15 protein-coding genes and 1 riboswitch are annotated in these 16,415 nt (G+C 74.3%); of the genes, 5 read left to right on the forward strand and 10 right to left on the reverse strand.

The genetic code is table 11. The features are described 5' to 3' along the window. Window positions 1-53: 53 nt before the first annotated feature. From ACH4PY_RS12495 to ACH4PY_RS12530, 8 genes are all read right to left on the reverse strand, one after another. Window positions 54-1,544 (reverse strand): sensor histidine kinase, encoded by a 1,491-nt coding sequence (locus ACH4PY_RS12495; protein ID WP_398179814.1) that lies wholly within the window; start codon window positions 1,542-1,544, stop codon window positions 54-56. Continuing rightward, window positions 1,541-2,317, reverse strand: a complete 777-nt coding sequence (locus ACH4PY_RS12500; RefSeq protein WP_398179817.1) for a response regulator transcription factor — start codon at window positions 2,315-2,317, stop codon at window positions 1,541-1,543. The genes ACH4PY_RS12495 and ACH4PY_RS12500 overlap by 4 nt, the downstream gene beginning before the upstream one ends. 172 nt (window positions 2,318-2,489) lie before the next feature. After that, window positions 2,490-3,809 carry a ricin-type beta-trefoil lectin domain protein gene (locus ACH4PY_RS12505; RefSeq protein WP_398179820.1) on the reverse strand — a complete coding sequence of 440 codons (1,320 nt, stop codon included), beginning with the start codon at window positions 3,807-3,809 and terminating at the stop codon, window positions 2,490-2,492. 232 nt (window positions 3,810-4,041) lie between these two features. Then, window positions 4,042-5,019, reverse strand: coding sequence for a YbhN family protein (locus tag ACH4PY_RS12510; RefSeq protein ID WP_398179823.1), 978 nt, complete (start codon window positions 5,017-5,019; stop codon window positions 4,042-4,044). Between the two features lie 370 nt (window positions 5,020-5,389). Continuing rightward, window positions 5,390-7,309 (reverse strand): ricin-type beta-trefoil lectin domain protein, encoded by a 1,920-nt coding sequence (locus ACH4PY_RS12515; RefSeq protein WP_398179826.1) that lies wholly within the window; start codon window positions 7,307-7,309, stop codon window positions 5,390-5,392. 257 nt (window positions 7,310-7,566) lie between these two features. Next, the gene (locus ACH4PY_RS12520) at window positions 7,567-8,592 is read right to left on the reverse strand and encodes a LacI family DNA-binding transcriptional regulator (protein WP_398179829.1); all 1,026 of its coding nucleotides are present in this window, start codon (window positions 8,590-8,592) and stop codon (window positions 7,567-7,569) included. 185 nt (window positions 8,593-8,777) lie between these two features. Then, entirely contained in the window at window positions 8,778-9,518 is a 741-nt protein-coding gene (locus tag ACH4PY_RS12525; protein WP_398179832.1) for a class I SAM-dependent methyltransferase, read from the reverse strand. A gap of 89 nt (window positions 9,519-9,607) precedes the next feature. After that, entirely contained in the window at window positions 9,608-10,606 is a 999-nt protein-coding gene (locus ACH4PY_RS12530) for an enoyl-CoA hydratase/isomerase family protein (RefSeq protein WP_398179835.1), read from the reverse strand. 134 nt (window positions 10,607-10,740) lie between these two features. Beyond that, a riboswitch (ZMP/ZTP riboswitch) is annotated at window positions 10,741-10,843 on the forward strand. 21 nt (window positions 10,844-10,864) lie between these two features. On the opposite strand from ACH4PY_RS12530, the gene ACH4PY_RS12535 reads away from it, so the two are divergent. Further along, complete coding sequence (locus ACH4PY_RS12535; protein WP_398179838.1) at window positions 10,865-12,316, forward strand: glycine hydroxymethyltransferase; 1,452 nt, start codon at window positions 10,865-10,867, stop codon at window positions 12,314-12,316. A 103-nt stretch (window positions 12,317-12,419) separates the two neighbouring features. Here ACH4PY_RS12535 and ACH4PY_RS12540 read toward each other — a convergent pair whose 3' ends face one another. Next, window positions 12,420-12,701 carry a DUF4190 domain-containing protein gene (locus ACH4PY_RS12540; RefSeq protein WP_398179841.1) on the reverse strand — a complete coding sequence of 94 codons (282 nt, stop codon included), beginning with the start codon at window positions 12,699-12,701 and terminating at the stop codon, window positions 12,420-12,422. 73 nt (window positions 12,702-12,774) lie between these two features. Next, complete coding sequence (locus ACH4PY_RS12545; protein ID WP_398179843.1) at window positions 12,775-12,927, reverse strand: hypothetical protein; 153 nt, start codon at window positions 12,925-12,927, stop codon at window positions 12,775-12,777. A gap of 103 nt (window positions 12,928-13,030) precedes the next feature. On the opposite strand from ACH4PY_RS12545, the gene ACH4PY_RS12550 reads away from it, so the two are divergent. From ACH4PY_RS12550 to ACH4PY_RS12565, 4 genes are all read left to right on the forward strand, one after another. Further along, on the forward strand, window positions 13,031-13,720 hold the full coding sequence (locus ACH4PY_RS12550) for a TetR family transcriptional regulator (RefSeq protein ID WP_398179846.1): 690 nt from the start codon (window positions 13,031-13,033) through the stop codon (window positions 13,718-13,720). Between the two features lie 294 nt (window positions 13,721-14,014). Then, window positions 14,015-15,124, forward strand: coding sequence for an AraC family transcriptional regulator ligand-binding domain-containing protein (locus ACH4PY_RS12555; RefSeq protein ID WP_398179848.1), 1,110 nt, complete (start codon window positions 14,015-14,017; stop codon window positions 15,122-15,124). Beyond that, complete coding sequence (locus ACH4PY_RS12560) at window positions 15,121-15,306, forward strand: hypothetical protein (RefSeq protein ID WP_398179850.1); 186 nt, start codon at window positions 15,121-15,123, stop codon at window positions 15,304-15,306. The genes ACH4PY_RS12555 and ACH4PY_RS12560 overlap by 4 nt, the downstream gene beginning before the upstream one ends. Window positions 15,307-15,552: 246 nt before the next feature. Further along, on the forward strand, window positions 15,553-16,404 hold the full coding sequence (locus ACH4PY_RS12565) for a DUF6227 family protein (RefSeq protein ID WP_398179852.1): 852 nt from the start codon (window positions 15,553-15,555) through the stop codon (window positions 16,402-16,404). Window positions 16,405-16,415 lie beyond the last annotated feature (11 nt).

Raw genomic sequence — 16,415 nt, forward strand, 5'->3', positions numbered from 1 at the left:
GTGACCTCCTCGGTGGCGGCGCCGCGGGCGCGGCGCCCGTCCCGCCGGGGAGGCTAGGAGCGCTCCTTGTGGAAATCTTGTGGCGCCCGGACGGCCCCGCCGGAGCTTCCCGCGTCCTCGCCGCCCAGCCAGTCGCGCTGCCGCGGCAGTTCGGGCACGGCGGTCGGCAGGTCGAGGACGAAGTACGCGCCGGGCCCGCCGTCGGGCCGGTCGGTGACGGTCGCGGCGCCGCCGTGCAGGGCGGCCTGCTGGCCCACCAGGGCGAGCCCGAGGCCCGATCCGGGGCTGCCGGGGCGGCGGCGGAAGCGGGCGAAGACCCCGCTGCGGGCGTCGGGCGGCACCCCGGGGCCGTGGTCGGCGACGGTGAGGCGCACCGAGGCGCCGTCCGGGGCGCGGGTCAGGGCGGCCTCGACCTCCCCGGCGCCGTGCACGACCGCGTTGCGGAGCAGGTTGTCCACCGCGCTGCGCAGCCCCGGCGGCCAGCCCTGCACGGTGCAGGGCCCGTCCGCGTGGACGCTCACCCGCGCGGCGGGGTGGTCGCGGCGCAGGTCGCGTACGGCGGCGTCGAGGATGTCGGCGAGGTCGGCGGGCCCGAAGGCGTCGGCCTCGACGAGGTCGCCCGCGGCGAGGGTGCGCAGCATCACCAGCAGTCCGAGCAGCCGGTCGTGCCCGTCCCGCAGGTCGGCGAGGATCTCGGTGCGTTCGGCGGCGCCGGGTGCGGGGTCGCCCGCCAGCACGTCGAGGTTGATGCGCATGCCCATGAGCGGGGTGCGCAGTTCGTGGGAGGCGGCGGCGGAGAAGGAGCGGGCGGTGGCGAGTGCTTCGGCGGTGCGGGCGGCCTGTTCGTCGTAGCGGGCGAGCAGGGTCCGCAGGGTACGGGCCAGGTCGTCGACCTCGGGCACGCCGGTGGGGGTGTGGTCCAGGCGGGCGGCGCCGGTGCGCGGGTCGATGCCGGCGGCGCGGCGGCGCAGCGCCGCCAGCGGGCGGGCGAGCCGTACGGCGGCGAGCCAGGCGGCGAGTCCGGCGACCGGCGCGGTGAGCAGCGCGACGGTGAGCACCCGGCGGCGTACCTGCGCGATCTGCCGGCGCCCCGCGGTGTCGGCGGAGAAGAGCCACAGGGTGCCGCGCGCGGCGGGCCGCACGCTGCTGAGCGGGACGGCCAGGGCGCGCCAGCCGCTGCCGTCCGCGGTCACGGTGACGGGCCGGACGGCGTCGGCGGGCGCCGGGAGCGCGGCGGAGGCGGCGGGCTGCGGGCCGCCGCTGACGGTGCCCTCGGGTCCGGCGACCCGGATGCCGACGTCGAGCGCGGAGGTGAACAGCTTCCGCTGCCGGGCCTGTTCGACGCTCGCGGGGCGGTCGTTGGCCATCGCCCGCAGCAGCGAGAGGGCTTCGGGGCGTGCGGCTGCGGCGCTTTCGCGCAGGTGGGTGTCGGTGGCGGCGTGCACGTCCCGGGTGACGAGGCGGACCATGACCCATCCGGAGGCGAGCACGAGCAGCGGGACGACGACGGCGACGGCCAGCGCGATCCTGGTGGTCAGCCTCATGTGCCGCTCCCGGCGGGTGCGGGTCCCGCCCCCGCACCGGCCGCGGGTCCGGCGCCTTCGGCCGGGCGCAGCACGAAGCCGACGCCGCGCACGGTGTGCAGGATGCGCGGGCGCCCGCCGGCCTCCAGCTTGCGGCGCAGGTAGCTCACGAAGGTGTCCACGGCGTCGCTGCGCACGTCGAAGTCGTAACCCCACACCCGGTCCAGCAGCTGGTCGCGGGTCAAGACGAGGCCCGCGTTGCGCACGAGGGTCTCCAGCAGCTCGAACTCGCGGCGGGTCAGGTCCAGCGGGCTGCCGTCGCGGGTGGCGGTGCGGGCGTCGGGGTCGACGGTCAGGCCGCAGGCGCGGACCGGACCGCCGGGGCGGGGCGGGCGGCGGCGCAGCAGCGCGTGCAGCCGGAGCACCAGTTCGTCCAGCGCGAAGGGTTTGACGAGGTAGTCGTCGGCGCCGGCCTGGAGCCCGGCGACCCGGTCGGCGACCTCGTCGAGCGCGGACAGGGCGAGCACCGGCAGGTCGTTGCCGGCCGAGCGCAGGGTGCGGCAGACCTCGATGCCGTCGATGTCGGGCATCGAGATGTCCAGCACCAGCACGTCGGGCGGGTCGTCGCCGGTCAGCCGGGCGAGGGCGGCGGCGCCGCCGTCCGCCTCGGCGACGGTGAAGCCGCGCAGCCGCAGTGCGCGGCCGAGGGAGCGGCGGATGACGGCGTCGTCGTCCACCACCAGCACTCGTCCGCCGCCCGCGCCCGGGGCCGTGCCGCCTGTGGTGTCCGTCATCCGGTGTGCCTCCGCCCGTTCATTGCGACCTGCCTCCGCTCCCCTGCCGTCACGTCACGCGTGGTGCGGGACGCAGGCATGGTGCATCGCGGGAACCATGCCTACACGGCCGGGGAGCGGAGTGCCATGGCCGGGCCCGGTGCGGCCCGGAGGGGGCGGGACGGAGCGGTGGTCAGCCGGTAACGGTCCACTTCTGGTTGGAGGCGCCGGTGCAGGTCCAGATCTGCAACCGGGTGCCGTTGGCGGAGCTGTTGCCGGTGGCGTCCAGGCACTTGTTCGCCGCCGGGTTGACGATGTCGTGGGCGGCGGTGACGGTCCACTTCTGCGCGGCGGTGCCGTTGCAGTCGTAGAGCTGCACCTTGGTGCCGTCGGCGGTGCCGGCCGCGGTGACGTCCAGGCACTTGCCGAGCGCGCGGAGCGTGCCGTCCGAGCCGACCGTCCAGTTCTGCGCGGTGGTGCCGTTGCAGTCGTAGAGCTGGACCGCGGCGCCGTTGGCGGTGCTCGCGCCCGCGACGTCGACGCACTTCCCGGCGATGCCGGTGATGGGGTGGCCGCCCGTGCCGCCGGTGCCCCCGGTACCCCCGGTGCTGCCGCCCGAGGTGTCGGAGGTGGTCACGTGGACGTAGTCGACGACCAGTTGCTGCGGGAAGGTGGTGCTGCCGTCGGGGTCGCCGGGCCAGTAGCCGCCGACCGCGAGGTTCATGATGATGTAGAACGGGTGGTCGAAGACCCAGCGGTTGCCGTTCAGGTCGGCCGGGGTGCGGGTCTCGTAGGCGTGACCGTCGACCGACCAGGTGATGGAGCCCGGGGCCCAGTCGACGGCGAAGGTGTGGAAGGCGTCGGAGAAGCTCTGGCCGCCGGGCAGCGTGTAGCCCGCGCCGATGCCGGCCGAGCCGGAGTAGCCGGGGCCGTGGATGGTGCCGTGGACGCTGCCGGGCTCGAAGCCGACGTTCTCCATGATGTCGATCTCACCGCTGTTGGGCCAGCCGACCGAGCCGATGTCGTTGCCGAGCATCCAGAAGGCGGGCCACATGCCCTGGCCGCGCGGCAGCTTCATACGGGTCTCGAAGTGGCCGTAGGCCTGGGTGAACTTCTGCGGGGTCGACAGCCGGGCCGAGGTGTACTGGCAGGTGCCGTACCAGCACTGGTAGTTGGCCGGATTCTCCTTGCGGGCGGTGATGACGAGGTCGCCGTTGCCGTCGAGCGCGGCGTTGTGGGTACCGCTCGTGTAGTACTCGCGCTCGTGGTTGTTGACGTTGTCACCGGTCTCGTAGCCCCACTTGGAGCTGTCGACGGCGCTGCCCGCGGGGCCGTTGAAGTCGTCGGTGAAGGTCGCGGTGGCGGCCGCGGGGGCCACCGCCGGAGCGGCGGCGGTACGGGCGTCGGCCGGGGCGGCGGCCTGGAAGAGGGCGGCGGCCAGCAGCGCGGCCGCGGCGAGCAGCGGGAGGGGGTGGATCCGTCTGATACGTCGGGTGGGGGGTGTTGCCGACATGCCGGACTCCTCGGTAGGGGCGGCGGGACGCGGGCACGACGGGCGGCGCACGGGCGCAGCAGGTCATGCCCCTGACAGATGGACTGTCGGACTCCGAGCGGCCACGGGACGGCGGCGGCCGCCCCGGATTGCTTCGCTCACGTCTTAGTTCAGGACGTGATTTAACTGGCGGGGCGAAGTACACGTCAATACTTGTGACGAAGGTCCGTACCAATAACTTCGCCCGTGCCGCTCAGAGTTCCCCCCGGCGCACCAGCACCGCCAGCACCAGCATGCCCGGGACCAGCGGCAGCCAGGTCGTGACCAGCCGGTAGCCGAGCACCGCGGAGGTCGCCGTGACACCCGACGCACCCGCGGTGACCAGCGCGAGGGCCAGCGCGGCGTCCAGCGAGCCCAGCCCGGCCGGGGTCGGGAGCCAGCCCGCCGCGGTGCTCGCGAACAGGTAGGCCACCACCGCCCCGCTCACCGGGACGGGCGCGTGCACCGCGCGCACCACCGCGACCACGACCGCCGCGTGCATCGCCGGGAAGGCGAGCGAACCGCCCCACAGCGCCGCCACCCGGGCCCGGTTGCCGTGCAGCACCCGCACGTCGTGCAGCACCGAGCCGAGCACCTCGCGCAGCCGGTCGCGCAGCCGCCCCACGCAGCGGGTCAGCAGCACCCCGCCGCCCAGGACCGCCACCGCCAGGCAGCCCAGCACCAGCGGGTGGTCGGGCATCCGCGGACCGCCCCCGGTGACCCGGTGCAGCTGGAGGGCGTCGGGGAACAGCAGCAGCACCGTGAGCAGCAGCGTCACCCGGCCGGCGACCGCGGCGCAGGCGCGTACCGCGAGCGCGGCGAGCGCCCGGGTCGGGGTCAGCCCGCGGCGCATCAGGAAGCGCAGGTTGACGGCGTTGCCGCCGACCCCCGCGGGCAGCACGTGGTTGGCGGCGGACGCGGCGAACTGCGTGGCCAGCAGCGTCGCGGGCGGGAGCATCTCGACGACCGCGCCCTGCTGCGCGGTGGCCGAGCACACCCACGTCATGAAGGCCGCCAGGCACGCCACGGCCAGCCATCCGGCGTCCGCCTCACCCAGCCGGCCCGCGCTGGAGCCGATCACCGTCCATTTGCTGCTCACCAGCGCCGCGACCGCGACCACCGGCAGCAGCATCACCGCCGTCCGCAGCGACACACGCTGCCGGACGGCCCCCTCGTTGCGGGCGATGGACACGGTGGACTCCTCGGCGCGTGGGGACACGGCAGCGTGGGGCGCGGCGTGAGGGCTGGGCGGAGCAGAGCGGACGGAGCAAGCGGGCAGGACCGTACGGATGCGCACAACCGGAGCGGATCGGACCCTCCTTCAGACTAGGCGGCGCGGGTGGCCGTGCCCCACCCCCACGCGGCCGGCCGGGTCAACGTCTGACAAACACCTGTTGACGGCTGGAATGCCCGGTGGACCCCGTTCCTATTCCGGCGTGCCCCGCACACGCCGGACCGCCGGGCCCGCGCGTGTCGCGCGGACCCGGCGGTCCGACTCTCTTCCTTCAGCGCGGCCGGCCGCGGTGAGAGGTCCGCAGCCGGCCGTTCAGGGGTTCAGCGGATCACGCGGCGGGCGCGTTCCACTGCTGGTTGGCAGCGCCGGTGCAGTCCCAGATCTGCAGCCGGGTGCCGTTGGCGGAACTCGGTCCCGTGGCGTCCAGGCATCTGCCGGACTGCGGGTTGACCAGCGAGTTGTTCGCCCCGCGGGTCCACACCTGGGAACCGGTGCCGTTGCAGTCGTACAACTGGACCTGGGTGCCGTTGGCGGTGCCGGCCGAGCTGACGTCCATGCACTTGCCGAGCGCCTGGAGGGCGGAGCCGGAGGCGGTCCACTGCTGGGCGCCGGTGCCGTTGCAGTCGTAGAGCTGGACCGCCGCGCCGTTGGCGCTGCTCGCACCGGCCACGTCGACGCACTTGCCGCCGTAGCCGGTGATCGTGCCGGTGTGGCCGGTTCCGGTGCCGCCGCCGGTGCCGGGCGTGCCCGCCCAGGTGAAGGTGGCGGAGGCGCCGCCGGGCAGCGAGTAGGAGAAGTTCTCGTTGCCCCAGTTGACCCGCAGGGTCTGCGCCGAGGACGACTCGTTGTAGGCGATGAGCGCCTTGGAGCCGTCGGGGTTGCGCCAGGCCACGTTGCGGATCGTGGAGTTGTCGGTGGAGGAGATACGGGTCGCGCCGGGCTTCACGAACTTCGTGAGGTGGCCCATCGTGTAGTACTCGATCGTGTAGTCCACCTGCCCGCTGCGGCTGTCACCGTTGTGCACGGTGACCAGGCCGGTGCAGGTGCCGCAGCCGCCGTTGTGCGGGCCCATGTTCTGATCGACCGCGAGGCTCCACTTGACCCAGCTCTGGCCCCAGTTGCGGGTGTAGTCGATCAGGTTCTCCATGTCCTCCTTCTGCTGGTTGCCGATCCAGGTGCCCCCGGAGTGCTCGGTGTCGAAGGCGGGCAGGTTCGGGTACTGGTTGTGCACCGTGGTCTGCTCGGAGACGTTGCCGCCGTAGCCGTGCCACGCGATGCCGCCGAAGTTGGGGTCGTCGCGGATCGACGCGTCGGTGACGGTGGGCGCGGCGTAGCTGTCGTAGGTGTCCCAGTTCCAGTCCAGCGCCAGGACCTTGGTGGGCAGGCCCGCCGCGTGCAGCGCGGGCAGCAGGTTCGTCTTGGTGAAGTACGCCAGACCCGAGCCGTTCCACTGCGCCGACGGGTAGCCGGAGCAGCAGGTGGGCTCGTTCTGCACGGTGACGTAGTCCACCGGCACGCCCTGCGCCTGGTAGGCCTGGAGGTACTTGACGAAGTACTGCGCGTAGGCCGCGTAGTACTGCGACTGGAGCCAGCCCTGGCTGTAGGCGCCGTTGTCCTTCATCCACGGCGGCGGGGTCCAGGGGGTGCCCATGACCTTGACGTTCGGATTGAGCTGGCGGGCCTGCTTGGTGAGCGGGACCACGTCAGCGAGGTCGTGGGCGATCGAGAAGTGAGCGAGCGTCGGGTCGGTCTGGCCGGCCGGCATGTCGTCGTAGGTGTAGCTGTTGCGGGCCAGGTCGGAGGCGCCCATCGGGTTGCGCAGGAAGCCCAGACCGATGCCGTTGACCGGGTCGAAGAGCTTCTGCATGACCGTGTTGCGGGTCGCCGACGACAGCGCCCCGCTGCTGTTCATCAGCCATGCGGCGGTGTCGGTGAAGGACGCGCCGCCGCCGGTGAACTGCTGGTAGGTGGTGCCCTCGTCCACCGTGACGTTCTGCCCGGAGCCGCCGGTGCCGGCGGCGAAGGACACCGCGGACTGCTGCTCCAGACCCTTGACGACGTTGCGGCCGCCGGAGTCGTTGGTGGTGGTGAGGTAGACCTGCACGCTCTCGCCCGCGGCGTGCGCGGACGTGGGGACCGCGAGCACCGGGACGACGGCCGCCGCGGCGGCGGTGAGGATCCCGACGGCGGTGCGCCGCAGCCGGGATGCGGTGGATCTGCCCGTGTGGGGCCGGGTTGCTGCGCTCATGAGTCGTTGCCTTTCTCGGCACGATGGCATGGGCCTGACAGGGTCAAGCGTGCAGTGAGGGGGTCCGCACGCTTGTTTCATCACTTGTTTCACGCCTTATATCGCGACGTGATTTAACTAGCGCGCCTCCCGCCCGTCAAGGGATCGCGACGGGGTCCGCGCCATGAAACACCATGTAACGCAGGCGACTCGGGCAGCGCACACGAAGGCGCCCGCACCGGTGCGGTGCGGGCGCGGACGGCGCTGCGGGACGGGGGTCACGCCCCCCGGGGCGCGGTGCTGCCGCGCGGGACGAGGGCGGGCGCGGGCAGCTGGATGTCCGGGACGGGGCCGCCGTCGATGAGCGAGAGCAGCGCGGCGGCGGCCCGCTCGCCGTACTCCATCACGCGCCGGCTGACCGCGGTCAGCGCCGGGTGCACCAGACGGCACAGCTCGCTGTCGTCCCACGCGACGAGGGACAGCTCACCGGGGACGCGCACGCCCATCTCCTGCGTGACGCTCAGCGCGGCGACGGCCATGACGTCGTTGTCGTAGACGATCGCGGTGGGGCGCGCCGAGCCCGACAGCAGCCGCCGGGTCGCACGGGCGCCCGCCTCGCCGGAGTAGTCGGTGTAGACGCAGGGCACGCCCTCCAGGCCCAGTTCCGCGGCGGCGGACTCGAAGGCCTCGCTGCGCTCGCGGGTGTGCACGAAGTCGGCGGGGCCGGCGACCCGGGCGATCCGGCGGTGGCCCAGCGCTCCGAGGTACGCGAGGGTCTCGCGTACGGCCGCGCCGTCGTTGATCCACACCGACGGCACCCCGGAGGACTCCGCCGCGTGCCCGATCACCACCGCGGGCAGGCCCAGCTCCGCGACCAGGCCGAGCCGGGCGTCCTGCTCGCGCAGATCGACCAGCAGCACCCCGTCCACCCGGCGCTCGCCCCACCAGCGGCGGTAGGCCGCCTCCTCGGCGCGGGCGTCGTCGGTGACCTGGAGCAGCAGCGCGGTGCCGGTGGCCGCGAGACCCGCCTCGACTCCGGAGATGAGCTGCATGAAGAACGGCTCGATGCCCAGCACCCACGCCGGGCGGTCCACCACGAGGCCGACCGCGCCGCTGCGCCCGTCGGACAGCGCACGGGCCGCGCTGCTGGGGTGCCAGCCCATCCGCGCCGCGATCTCCAGGATCCTGGCCCTGGTCTGCTCCGAGACCCCCGCCTTGCCGTTGAGCGCGTAGGACACGGCGCCCTTGGACACACCGGCGGCCTCGGCGATGTCGGCGATGGTGGGACGCTTCTTGGGGCTCATGGGGCCTCGATACGGCGGACGGCCCGCGGGCCCGCGCGCCGGTCCCGGATGACGGGCCGACGGGCGGACTGACGGGTGATCGGGTGATCGGCGCCCATACCTTAACAACGCGGACGGCGGCCCGGCACGGCTGCCGGACCCCCGTCCCACCGCACGCCGGGCGGCACCGTGCGGTGGCCCCGGCGTCAGCCGCGGGTCGCGGCGATCTCCAGCCGCACGTAGTCGACGACCGGCTCCGCCAGGCGCGCGGCCACCGCCTTCACGAACGGCTCGCGGTCGTCCTCGGCCATCGCGTCCAGATAGGGGCCCAGCACGACGGTGGCGAGGAAGGCCTCCAGCTGCTCACCCGGCTCGAAGCGGGCCGGGTCGGGCCGCAGCAGCACCTCGATGTCGGTGAAGCCCGCTTCGGCCAGCCGCTGCCGGGTGTCCTCGACGCCGGCGAACTCCCAGACGTCGCGCGCCTCGCCGGTCACCTCGGCGACCGCGGCGTTGACCGCCGCGATGTTGCCCTGGCCGCCGCACTCGGTGACCAGCCGGGCGCCCGGCCGCATCCGCCCGGCCAGCGAGGAGAAGAGGGCGGCGTGGTCCTCGATCCAGTGGAAGGCGGCGACGCTGAAGACGGCGTCCACCTCGCCGTCGAAGGGCAGCGGCTTCGTCAGGTCGGCGTGCACGACCTCGACCCGGTCCAGCCGGCCGGACAGCCGCTCACGCAACTGGTCCAGCATGCGGACGGATCCGTCCACGGCGACCACCTGCCCCTGCGGCAGCCGGTCGAGCAGACCCTCGGTGTCGCGGCCGGTGCCGCAGCCCGCGTCGAGCACCCGCTCGTCGCCCCGCAGCTCCAGCCGCCCCAGCGTGCGGCGGCCCCAGCCCAGGTGGGGCAGGGGCAGCGAGTCGTAGGTCTTGGCGTCCCATTCGCGAGGCATGCTCGGCTCTCCCGTGGCCATGTCCCGCCGCGGCGCGGCGGGTTCGACAGCGACACTACGCCCGCTGTCCGTATAGTGACACCGCCATCTTACAATGTGGACTGCGCAGGGGTCGACCAGACCGGCCTCCGGTCCTTGTCCACCAGGGCCGCACGCACCCCCTCCTGGAAGTCGGCGCTGCCCGCCGTACGGCACGCCAGTTCCAGTTCACGGGCCAGGCACTCCTCCAGCGTCGATCCCGCACCCGCCCGCAGCAGGCCCGCGGTGGCCGCGAGGCTCGCGGGCGAGGCGGCGTCGAGCAGCGCGAGCGTGTCCGCCGCCCACCGCGCGTCCTCGGTCTCGGCCACCAGCCGGGCCCGCACGCGCGCCGGGTCCGGCTCGGCGAAGCAGCGGGCCACGGCGGCGGCGTGCGCGGGGCGCTCCGGGACGGGACGTGCGAAGCTGCGCAGGACCGCGTCCGGGGGCGTGCCGTCCGCGGTCAGCGCGGCCCGCAGGGCGGGCAGCTCGGCTGCGGGCACATGGTGCGTCGCGAGCCCGCAGGCCACCGCGTCCGGTCCGCCGATCCGCGCGCCGGTCAGGCCCAGGTACCAGCCGTAGGCGCCCGGCAGCCGCGGCAGGAAGTGGCTCGCGCCGATGTCGGGGAAGAAGCCGATGGCCGTCTCCGGCATCGCCAGCGACGCGCGCTCGGTGACCACCCGGGCGGACCCGTGCACCGAGATGCCGAGCCCGCCGCCCATCGCGTAGCCGTCGACGAGCGCGGTGTACGGCTTCGGGTAGCGCGCGATCAGCGCGTTGAGGCCGTACTCGGCGGTGAAGTAGCCCCGCACGGCGTCCTCGTCGCCCGACGCGCCCGCAGCCCGCACCGCCACGATGTCGCCGCCCGCGCAGAACGCCCTGGGCGAGGTACTGACGACCAGGACGGAGCGGACGGCCGGGTCGTCCCGCCACCGCACCAGCGCGTCCGTCATGAGCCGCACCATCGTGAGGTCGAGCGCGTTGAGGGCGGCCGGGCGGTCCAGCTCGATCACCGCCGTGCCGTCCGCCCCGACCCGGGTCTGCACCGGTGCGGGCCCGTTGCTGCCTGCCATGCGGCTCCTTCCGCCGTCGCCTGCCCCCATCAAACACCGCCCGCCCTCCGCCCTGAGCTGCGGTGCCGCCCGCCCCGGACGGCGCGGGCGGCGCGCTCCCCCGGTGTGCCCGCCGGGCGGGGTTGGTAGGCTCGGGGCGGAGCCGTGACTGGCGCGCTGGGATGGGGTCAACCATCGGGGAGCGGCTCGACCGGAAAGATCCGGAAGATCGAAGTGCCGTGCGCCTGGGCCGTCCCGTTGACCAACCGGAGGACCGCCGTGGCCGCGCCCGAACAGCCGTACAGCACCGAGTCGATCGCCTTCCGCAGTGCCCTGGACGTGATCCGGGGTGTCGAGCCGCGTGTCGCGGACGCCATCGCCGGTGAGCTGACCGACCAGCGCGAGATGCTCAAGCTGATCGCCAGCGAGAACTACGCGTCGCCCGCCGTGCTGCTGGCGATGGGCAACTGGTTCAGCGACAAGTACGCCGAGGGCACCATCGGCCGCCGTTTCTACGCGGGCTGCCGCAACGTCGACACCGTCGAGGCGCTCGCCGCCGAGCACGCCCGCAGCGTCTTCGGCGCCTCGCACGCGTATGTACAGCCGCACTCCGGGATCGACGCGAACCTGGTGGCCTTCTGGGCGGTGCTCTCCCAGAAGGTCGAGACCCCGGGCCTGGCCAGGGCCGGGGTGCGGCAGGTCAACGACCTGTCGGAGCAGGACTGGGCGCAGTTGCGCGCCGAGTTCGGCAACCAGCGGATGCTCGGCATGTCGCTGGACGCCGGCGGCCACCTCACCCACGGCTTCCGGCCGAACATCTCCGGCAAGATGTTCGACCAGCGCAGTTACGGCACGGACCCGCAGACCGGCCTGCTGGACTACGACGCGCTGCGCGAGACCGCGCGCGAGTTCCGCCCGCTCATCATCGTCGCGGGCTACTCCGCCTATCCGCGGCTGGTCAACTTCCGCATCATGCGGGAGATCGCCGACGAGGTCGGCGCGACGCTCATGGTCGACATGGCGCACTTCGCGGGCCTGGTCGCGGGCAAGGTGCTGACCGGCGACTTCGACCCGGTGCCGCACGCGAACATCGTGACCACCACGACTCACAAGTCGCTGCGCGGCCCGCGCGGCGGCATGGTGCTGTGCGACGACTCGCTCGCCGAGCACGTCGACCGGGGCTGCCCGATGGTGCTGGGCGGGCCGCTGCCGCACGTCATGGCGGCGAAGGCGGTGGCGCTCGCGGAGGCCTCCCGGCCCGAGTTCGGGGCCTATGCGCACCGGATCGTCGACAACGCGCGGTCGCTCGCCGAGGGCCTGCTGAACCGCGGTGCGAAGCTCGTGACCGGCGGCACCGACAACCACCTGGTGCTCATCGACGTGTCGGGCTACGGGCTGACGGGCCGGCAGGCGGAGGCGGCGCTGCTGGACGCGGGCATCGTCACCAACCGCAACTCCGTCCCGCAGGACCCGAACGGCGCCTGGTACACCTCCGGCATCCGCATCGGCACCCCGGCGCTCACCACCCGCGGGCTCGGCGCGCCGGAGATGGACGAGATCGCCGGGCTGATCCACACCGTGCTGTCCGGGACGACGGCCGCGGCCGCGCCCAAGGGCGGGCTGTCGAAGGCGCACCACGTGCTGGACGCCGCGGTTGCCGACGAGGTCGCCAAGCGCGCGGCGGACCTGCTGTCCGGCTTCCCGCTCTACCCCGGCATCGACCTGAGCTGACGTGACGGGCGCGCCGGTGCGCGCCCCGCGAGGAAGGGTGAGGGCCCGGCCGTCCGGCCGGGCCCTCACCCTTTTCCTGTCCTTGCCGCCCGGCGGGCGGGGCTCACTCGAACGACCAGAGCACCCCGTGGCCGGCGATCGTCAGCGCGACCTGGACGGCGACGCCGGCCACGCCGAGGGCGAGGCCGAGCAGGGCGCGGCCGCGGCGGCGGGTGCCGCGGCGGAGCGCGACGAGGGCCAGCACGATCGCGGCGGGGCCGAGCACGAGGTTCAGCACGAGCAGGCCGGGCAGGCCGAGCAGGAAGGACGCGACGGCCATGCCGTCGGCGTCGCGGGTGGTCGCGGCCGGAGCGCCGGCCGGGACCGGATGGGCTGCGGAGTTCACGGTGTCCTCTTCCGTTTCCGTGGGCGGTGGTCGGGTGGGGGCGGGCGGCGCGGGGACGGCGCCGGGGCGGGTGTCAGCCGCGGCGGCGCGCGACGGCCTCGCGTACGGCGAAGGCGAGCAGCCACGCGGCGACGGCCGCGGACGCGACGCCGAAGACGGTGAGCGGCATATGAGCGGCGGCGCCCATGATGACGCCGATGCCGAGCAGGAAGACGACAAGGGCCATACCGGCGGCACCTCCAGTCGGTCGGAGATTCGGAAAACAGTTGTTCACTGACTGACGAGTCTAGTAGTAGCGGGAGTCGGAGAACGGTTGTTTACTGAATGACATGAGTCACACACCAGGGGTCCGGCAGGCCCAGAAGGAGCAGACCCGGCAGGCGCTGCTGGACGCGGGGCTGCGACTGCTGGACCGGCAGAGCCTCAGCAGCCTCGGCCTGCGCGAGGTCACCCGGGAGGTCGGCGTCGCACCCGCCGCCTTCTACCGGCACTTCCCGGGCATGGCCGCGCTGGGCGTGGCGCTGGTCGGCGAGGCGCTGGGCAGCCTGCACGCGGTCGTCCGGGAGGTCATGGCGGACGGTACGGACCACGCGGCGACCGGGGACGGGGCGGACCCCGGCGACCCGGCGGACCTCATCGACCGCGCGGTGGCGCTCACCGTCGCGTACGCCGACGAGCACCGCGCGCACGTCCGCTTCATCGCGCGCGAGCGCTACGGCGGGGTGCGCCCGGTGCGCGAGGCCATCGCCGCCGAACTGGAGCGCTTCACCGGCGAGGTGGCCGACGGGCTCGCCGCCCAGCCGGACTCCGCGGGCTGGCGGCCCGCCGAACTGCGGGTGCTGGCCGGGCTGTACGTGGACCACATGGTGCTGACCGCGGCGGCCGTCATGGAGGCGCCGCCGGACGACACGGCGGTCCGGGCCTCGATCGCCGAGACGGCCGCCTTGCGGATGCGGATCGTCAGCCTCGGCCGCCGCCACTGGCCGCGCGAACGCGCGGGCGGCGACGGCGTCGGCTGAGACCGGCGGTACGGTTCACCGGCGCGGACGGTGGCCCGTCCGCGCCGGCGGCCCTCCCCCCGGCACGCCCGCCCCCTCCCTGGCGCGGGCGTACCCGGTGCCCGGAGACACCAGTTCGTCTGATCATCGTCACGGCTCCCGCGGCCGGGGAGGACAGAACGCGCCAGGAGTCGAACGCGACGCGCCAGCAGGAGGTTAGGCTTCCGGAAGTCCGGCGGCGCCGCGCGTACCGCTCCCCTCCGGCCCGCCCGACGTCCGCACACCCCCACGCCGCAGACTCGCGAGGTGCCCGGAATGCCGCCGCCCCTGACGTCCCCGCCGCCCGCCGTGGCCGCGCAGAACGCCGGGCCGACCGAGAGCGTCGCCCTTCCCCGGCTGATTGCCCGCGCCGCCGCGACCGGTGACACGCAGGCCCGTTCGCTGCTGCGCGCGGCGGGGCTGCCGCCCGGCGTGCTCGACGGCCCGGTGACCGCGCGCGTGCCGTCGATGCACCTGTACCGGCTGTGGACCGAGGTGCTCGGCCGTACCGGACGGCAGGACGCGGGCCTGCTGACCGCCGCGGCCTACCGGCACGGCCAGTTCGACCTCTTCGACTACCTCTTCAGCACCGCGCCCACGCTGGGCGAGGGGCTGGCGGTCACGGGCACCTACCTGCACCTGCTGAGCGACGGCTCCGCGCTGGACACCGAGGAGTCGGACGAGGAGGTGACCATCACCTACGGCGCGCTGCTGCCGGACAGCGAACTGCGCGGACCGGTGGCGGAGTTCGTCCTCGGGGCCTTCACCCAGGTGATCCGGCACAGCACCGGCGGCGCGGTCACCCCCGCGCGTGTCTCCTTCGCCCACCGGGCGCCGCGCAGGACCGGCGGCCACACGGAGCTGTTCGGCGGCGGGAGCCTCCACTTCGGCACCGGCGCCGACAGCATCACCCTGACCCGCCGGGCCCTGGACACCCCGCTGCCCGGCGCGGACCCGGCGCTCGCGGCCATCATCCGGCGCACCGCTGCGGCCGTCCCGCCGCCCCGGCCCACGGGACCGCTGCCCGACCTGCGGCGGGCGATCCTCACGCAGTTCGCCGACGACCGCCCGTCGCTGGCCACCGCCGCCCGGCAGCTCGCGGTCAGCCCGCGCACCCTGCAACGCCGGCTGGCCGAGTCCGGCACCACCTGGCGGGCGGAACTGGACGCCGTGCGACAGGAGTTCTCCCTGGGCCTGCGGCGTACCGGAAACTGGTCGGCGCAGCAGGCCGCGGCCCGGCTCGGCTACGCCGAGGCCCGCTCGCTGCGGCGGGCGCGGAGCCGCTGGGGCGTCCGCGAGGACGGGAACCCGGCGGACGGCGACGGGCCCAGGGCCACGGAAGGCACCGGCGGACCGGCGACGGAAGAAGGGACGCGGCAGCCATGACGGCGGACGGCGAGCACGGACAGCACGAGCGCACCGAGCGCGGTGACCCGGTCTGCTGGCTGGAGCGGGTCTGCGACGAATGCGGCGCGATGCGCGAGGACATGAAGGCCCCCCGCTGCGCCCGCTGCGGCACTCCCTTCCCCGGACCGGAGCCGGACGGCGCCCCCCACCCCGCGGACTGACCGCCGCAGACCGCCGCAGACCGCCGCAGACGCCGCGACCGTGCGCCCTGACACCTCTGACGCGAGGGGCCGTTGCGGCAGGAGCGCGGCGGGTTGCGTACGGGGCGCGCGGGGCCGGAACGTATCGCGAGAAGCGCGAAAATCGGCCGCACGCCCGGAAATGTCGGCGTTCGCGGGCGCAATCGGCGACGGTCCTACTACCCTGAGTCGCCGGGGTTGCGGTACGGCGGAGGCCGGGAGGACCGTATGGACGGCGAGGTCGCGGACACGGCGGAACCCGAGCGCGCGGGCGGCACACCCGCGGACCAGCTCGCAGGACTGCTCGCCCGAGCGGTCGGCGGAATCGAGGCGGCGCACGAACTGGACGCGTTACGGGCCGCGTTGATGCACCACTGCGGCCTGCAGTCCTGCCGCCACGCCAAGGGCCCGCCGCGCCGGATGAACCGGCGGACCTTCCGGCACAGCTTCCTCATGCCGGACGGCGACGTGCGGCTGGTGTGGGAGCTGGAGCACGACACCCGGCCCGACGGGCTGCCGCACCGCACGCTCTTCACACAGCCCGAGGACCTGGCGCTCGCCGAGTGGGAGGTCGACCTGGCCTTCGGCGGTCCGAGCGGCCCGCCCGAGGTGCCCTACGCCGCCCTCGGCGGAGCACCGCGGGACACCGGCCCGGCGGACGGCACCCGCACCGGTGTTCCGGCCACGGGCGACACCGACGACGTGGACGCCCTGCTCGCCGCCACGGGACCGGAGCAGACGCTGCGGCGCACGTACACCGAGGGCGACTCGGCGGAGCACGCCCGGCGGCTGCTGCGCCGCGCCGCGAACCCGAGCGCGCCCGGCGACGAGCTGCGGGCCCGGCTGCGCGCGGCCATCGCGCACGACATCAGCATCGTCACCCGCCGGAGCACCCTGGTGGCCGGCCGGCAGGTGTCCTGGTCGCTCTACGAGCACGCCTTCCTGCTGCTGGACGGCACCGAGCTGAGCCTGTGGGAGATCGACCACACCAGGACGCCGACCGGCAACCCGGTGTGCGAGGTCTACACCTCGCAGGACGCGGCCCTCGACACCGCCGTCCGCCGTATCGAGGCGGGCTGACCGCCTTCCCG

This window comes from Streptomyces sp. NPDC021224, from assembly GCF_044332905.1.
Taxonomy (GTDB): Bacteria; Actinomycetota; Actinomycetes; order Streptomycetales; family Streptomycetaceae; genus Actinacidiphila.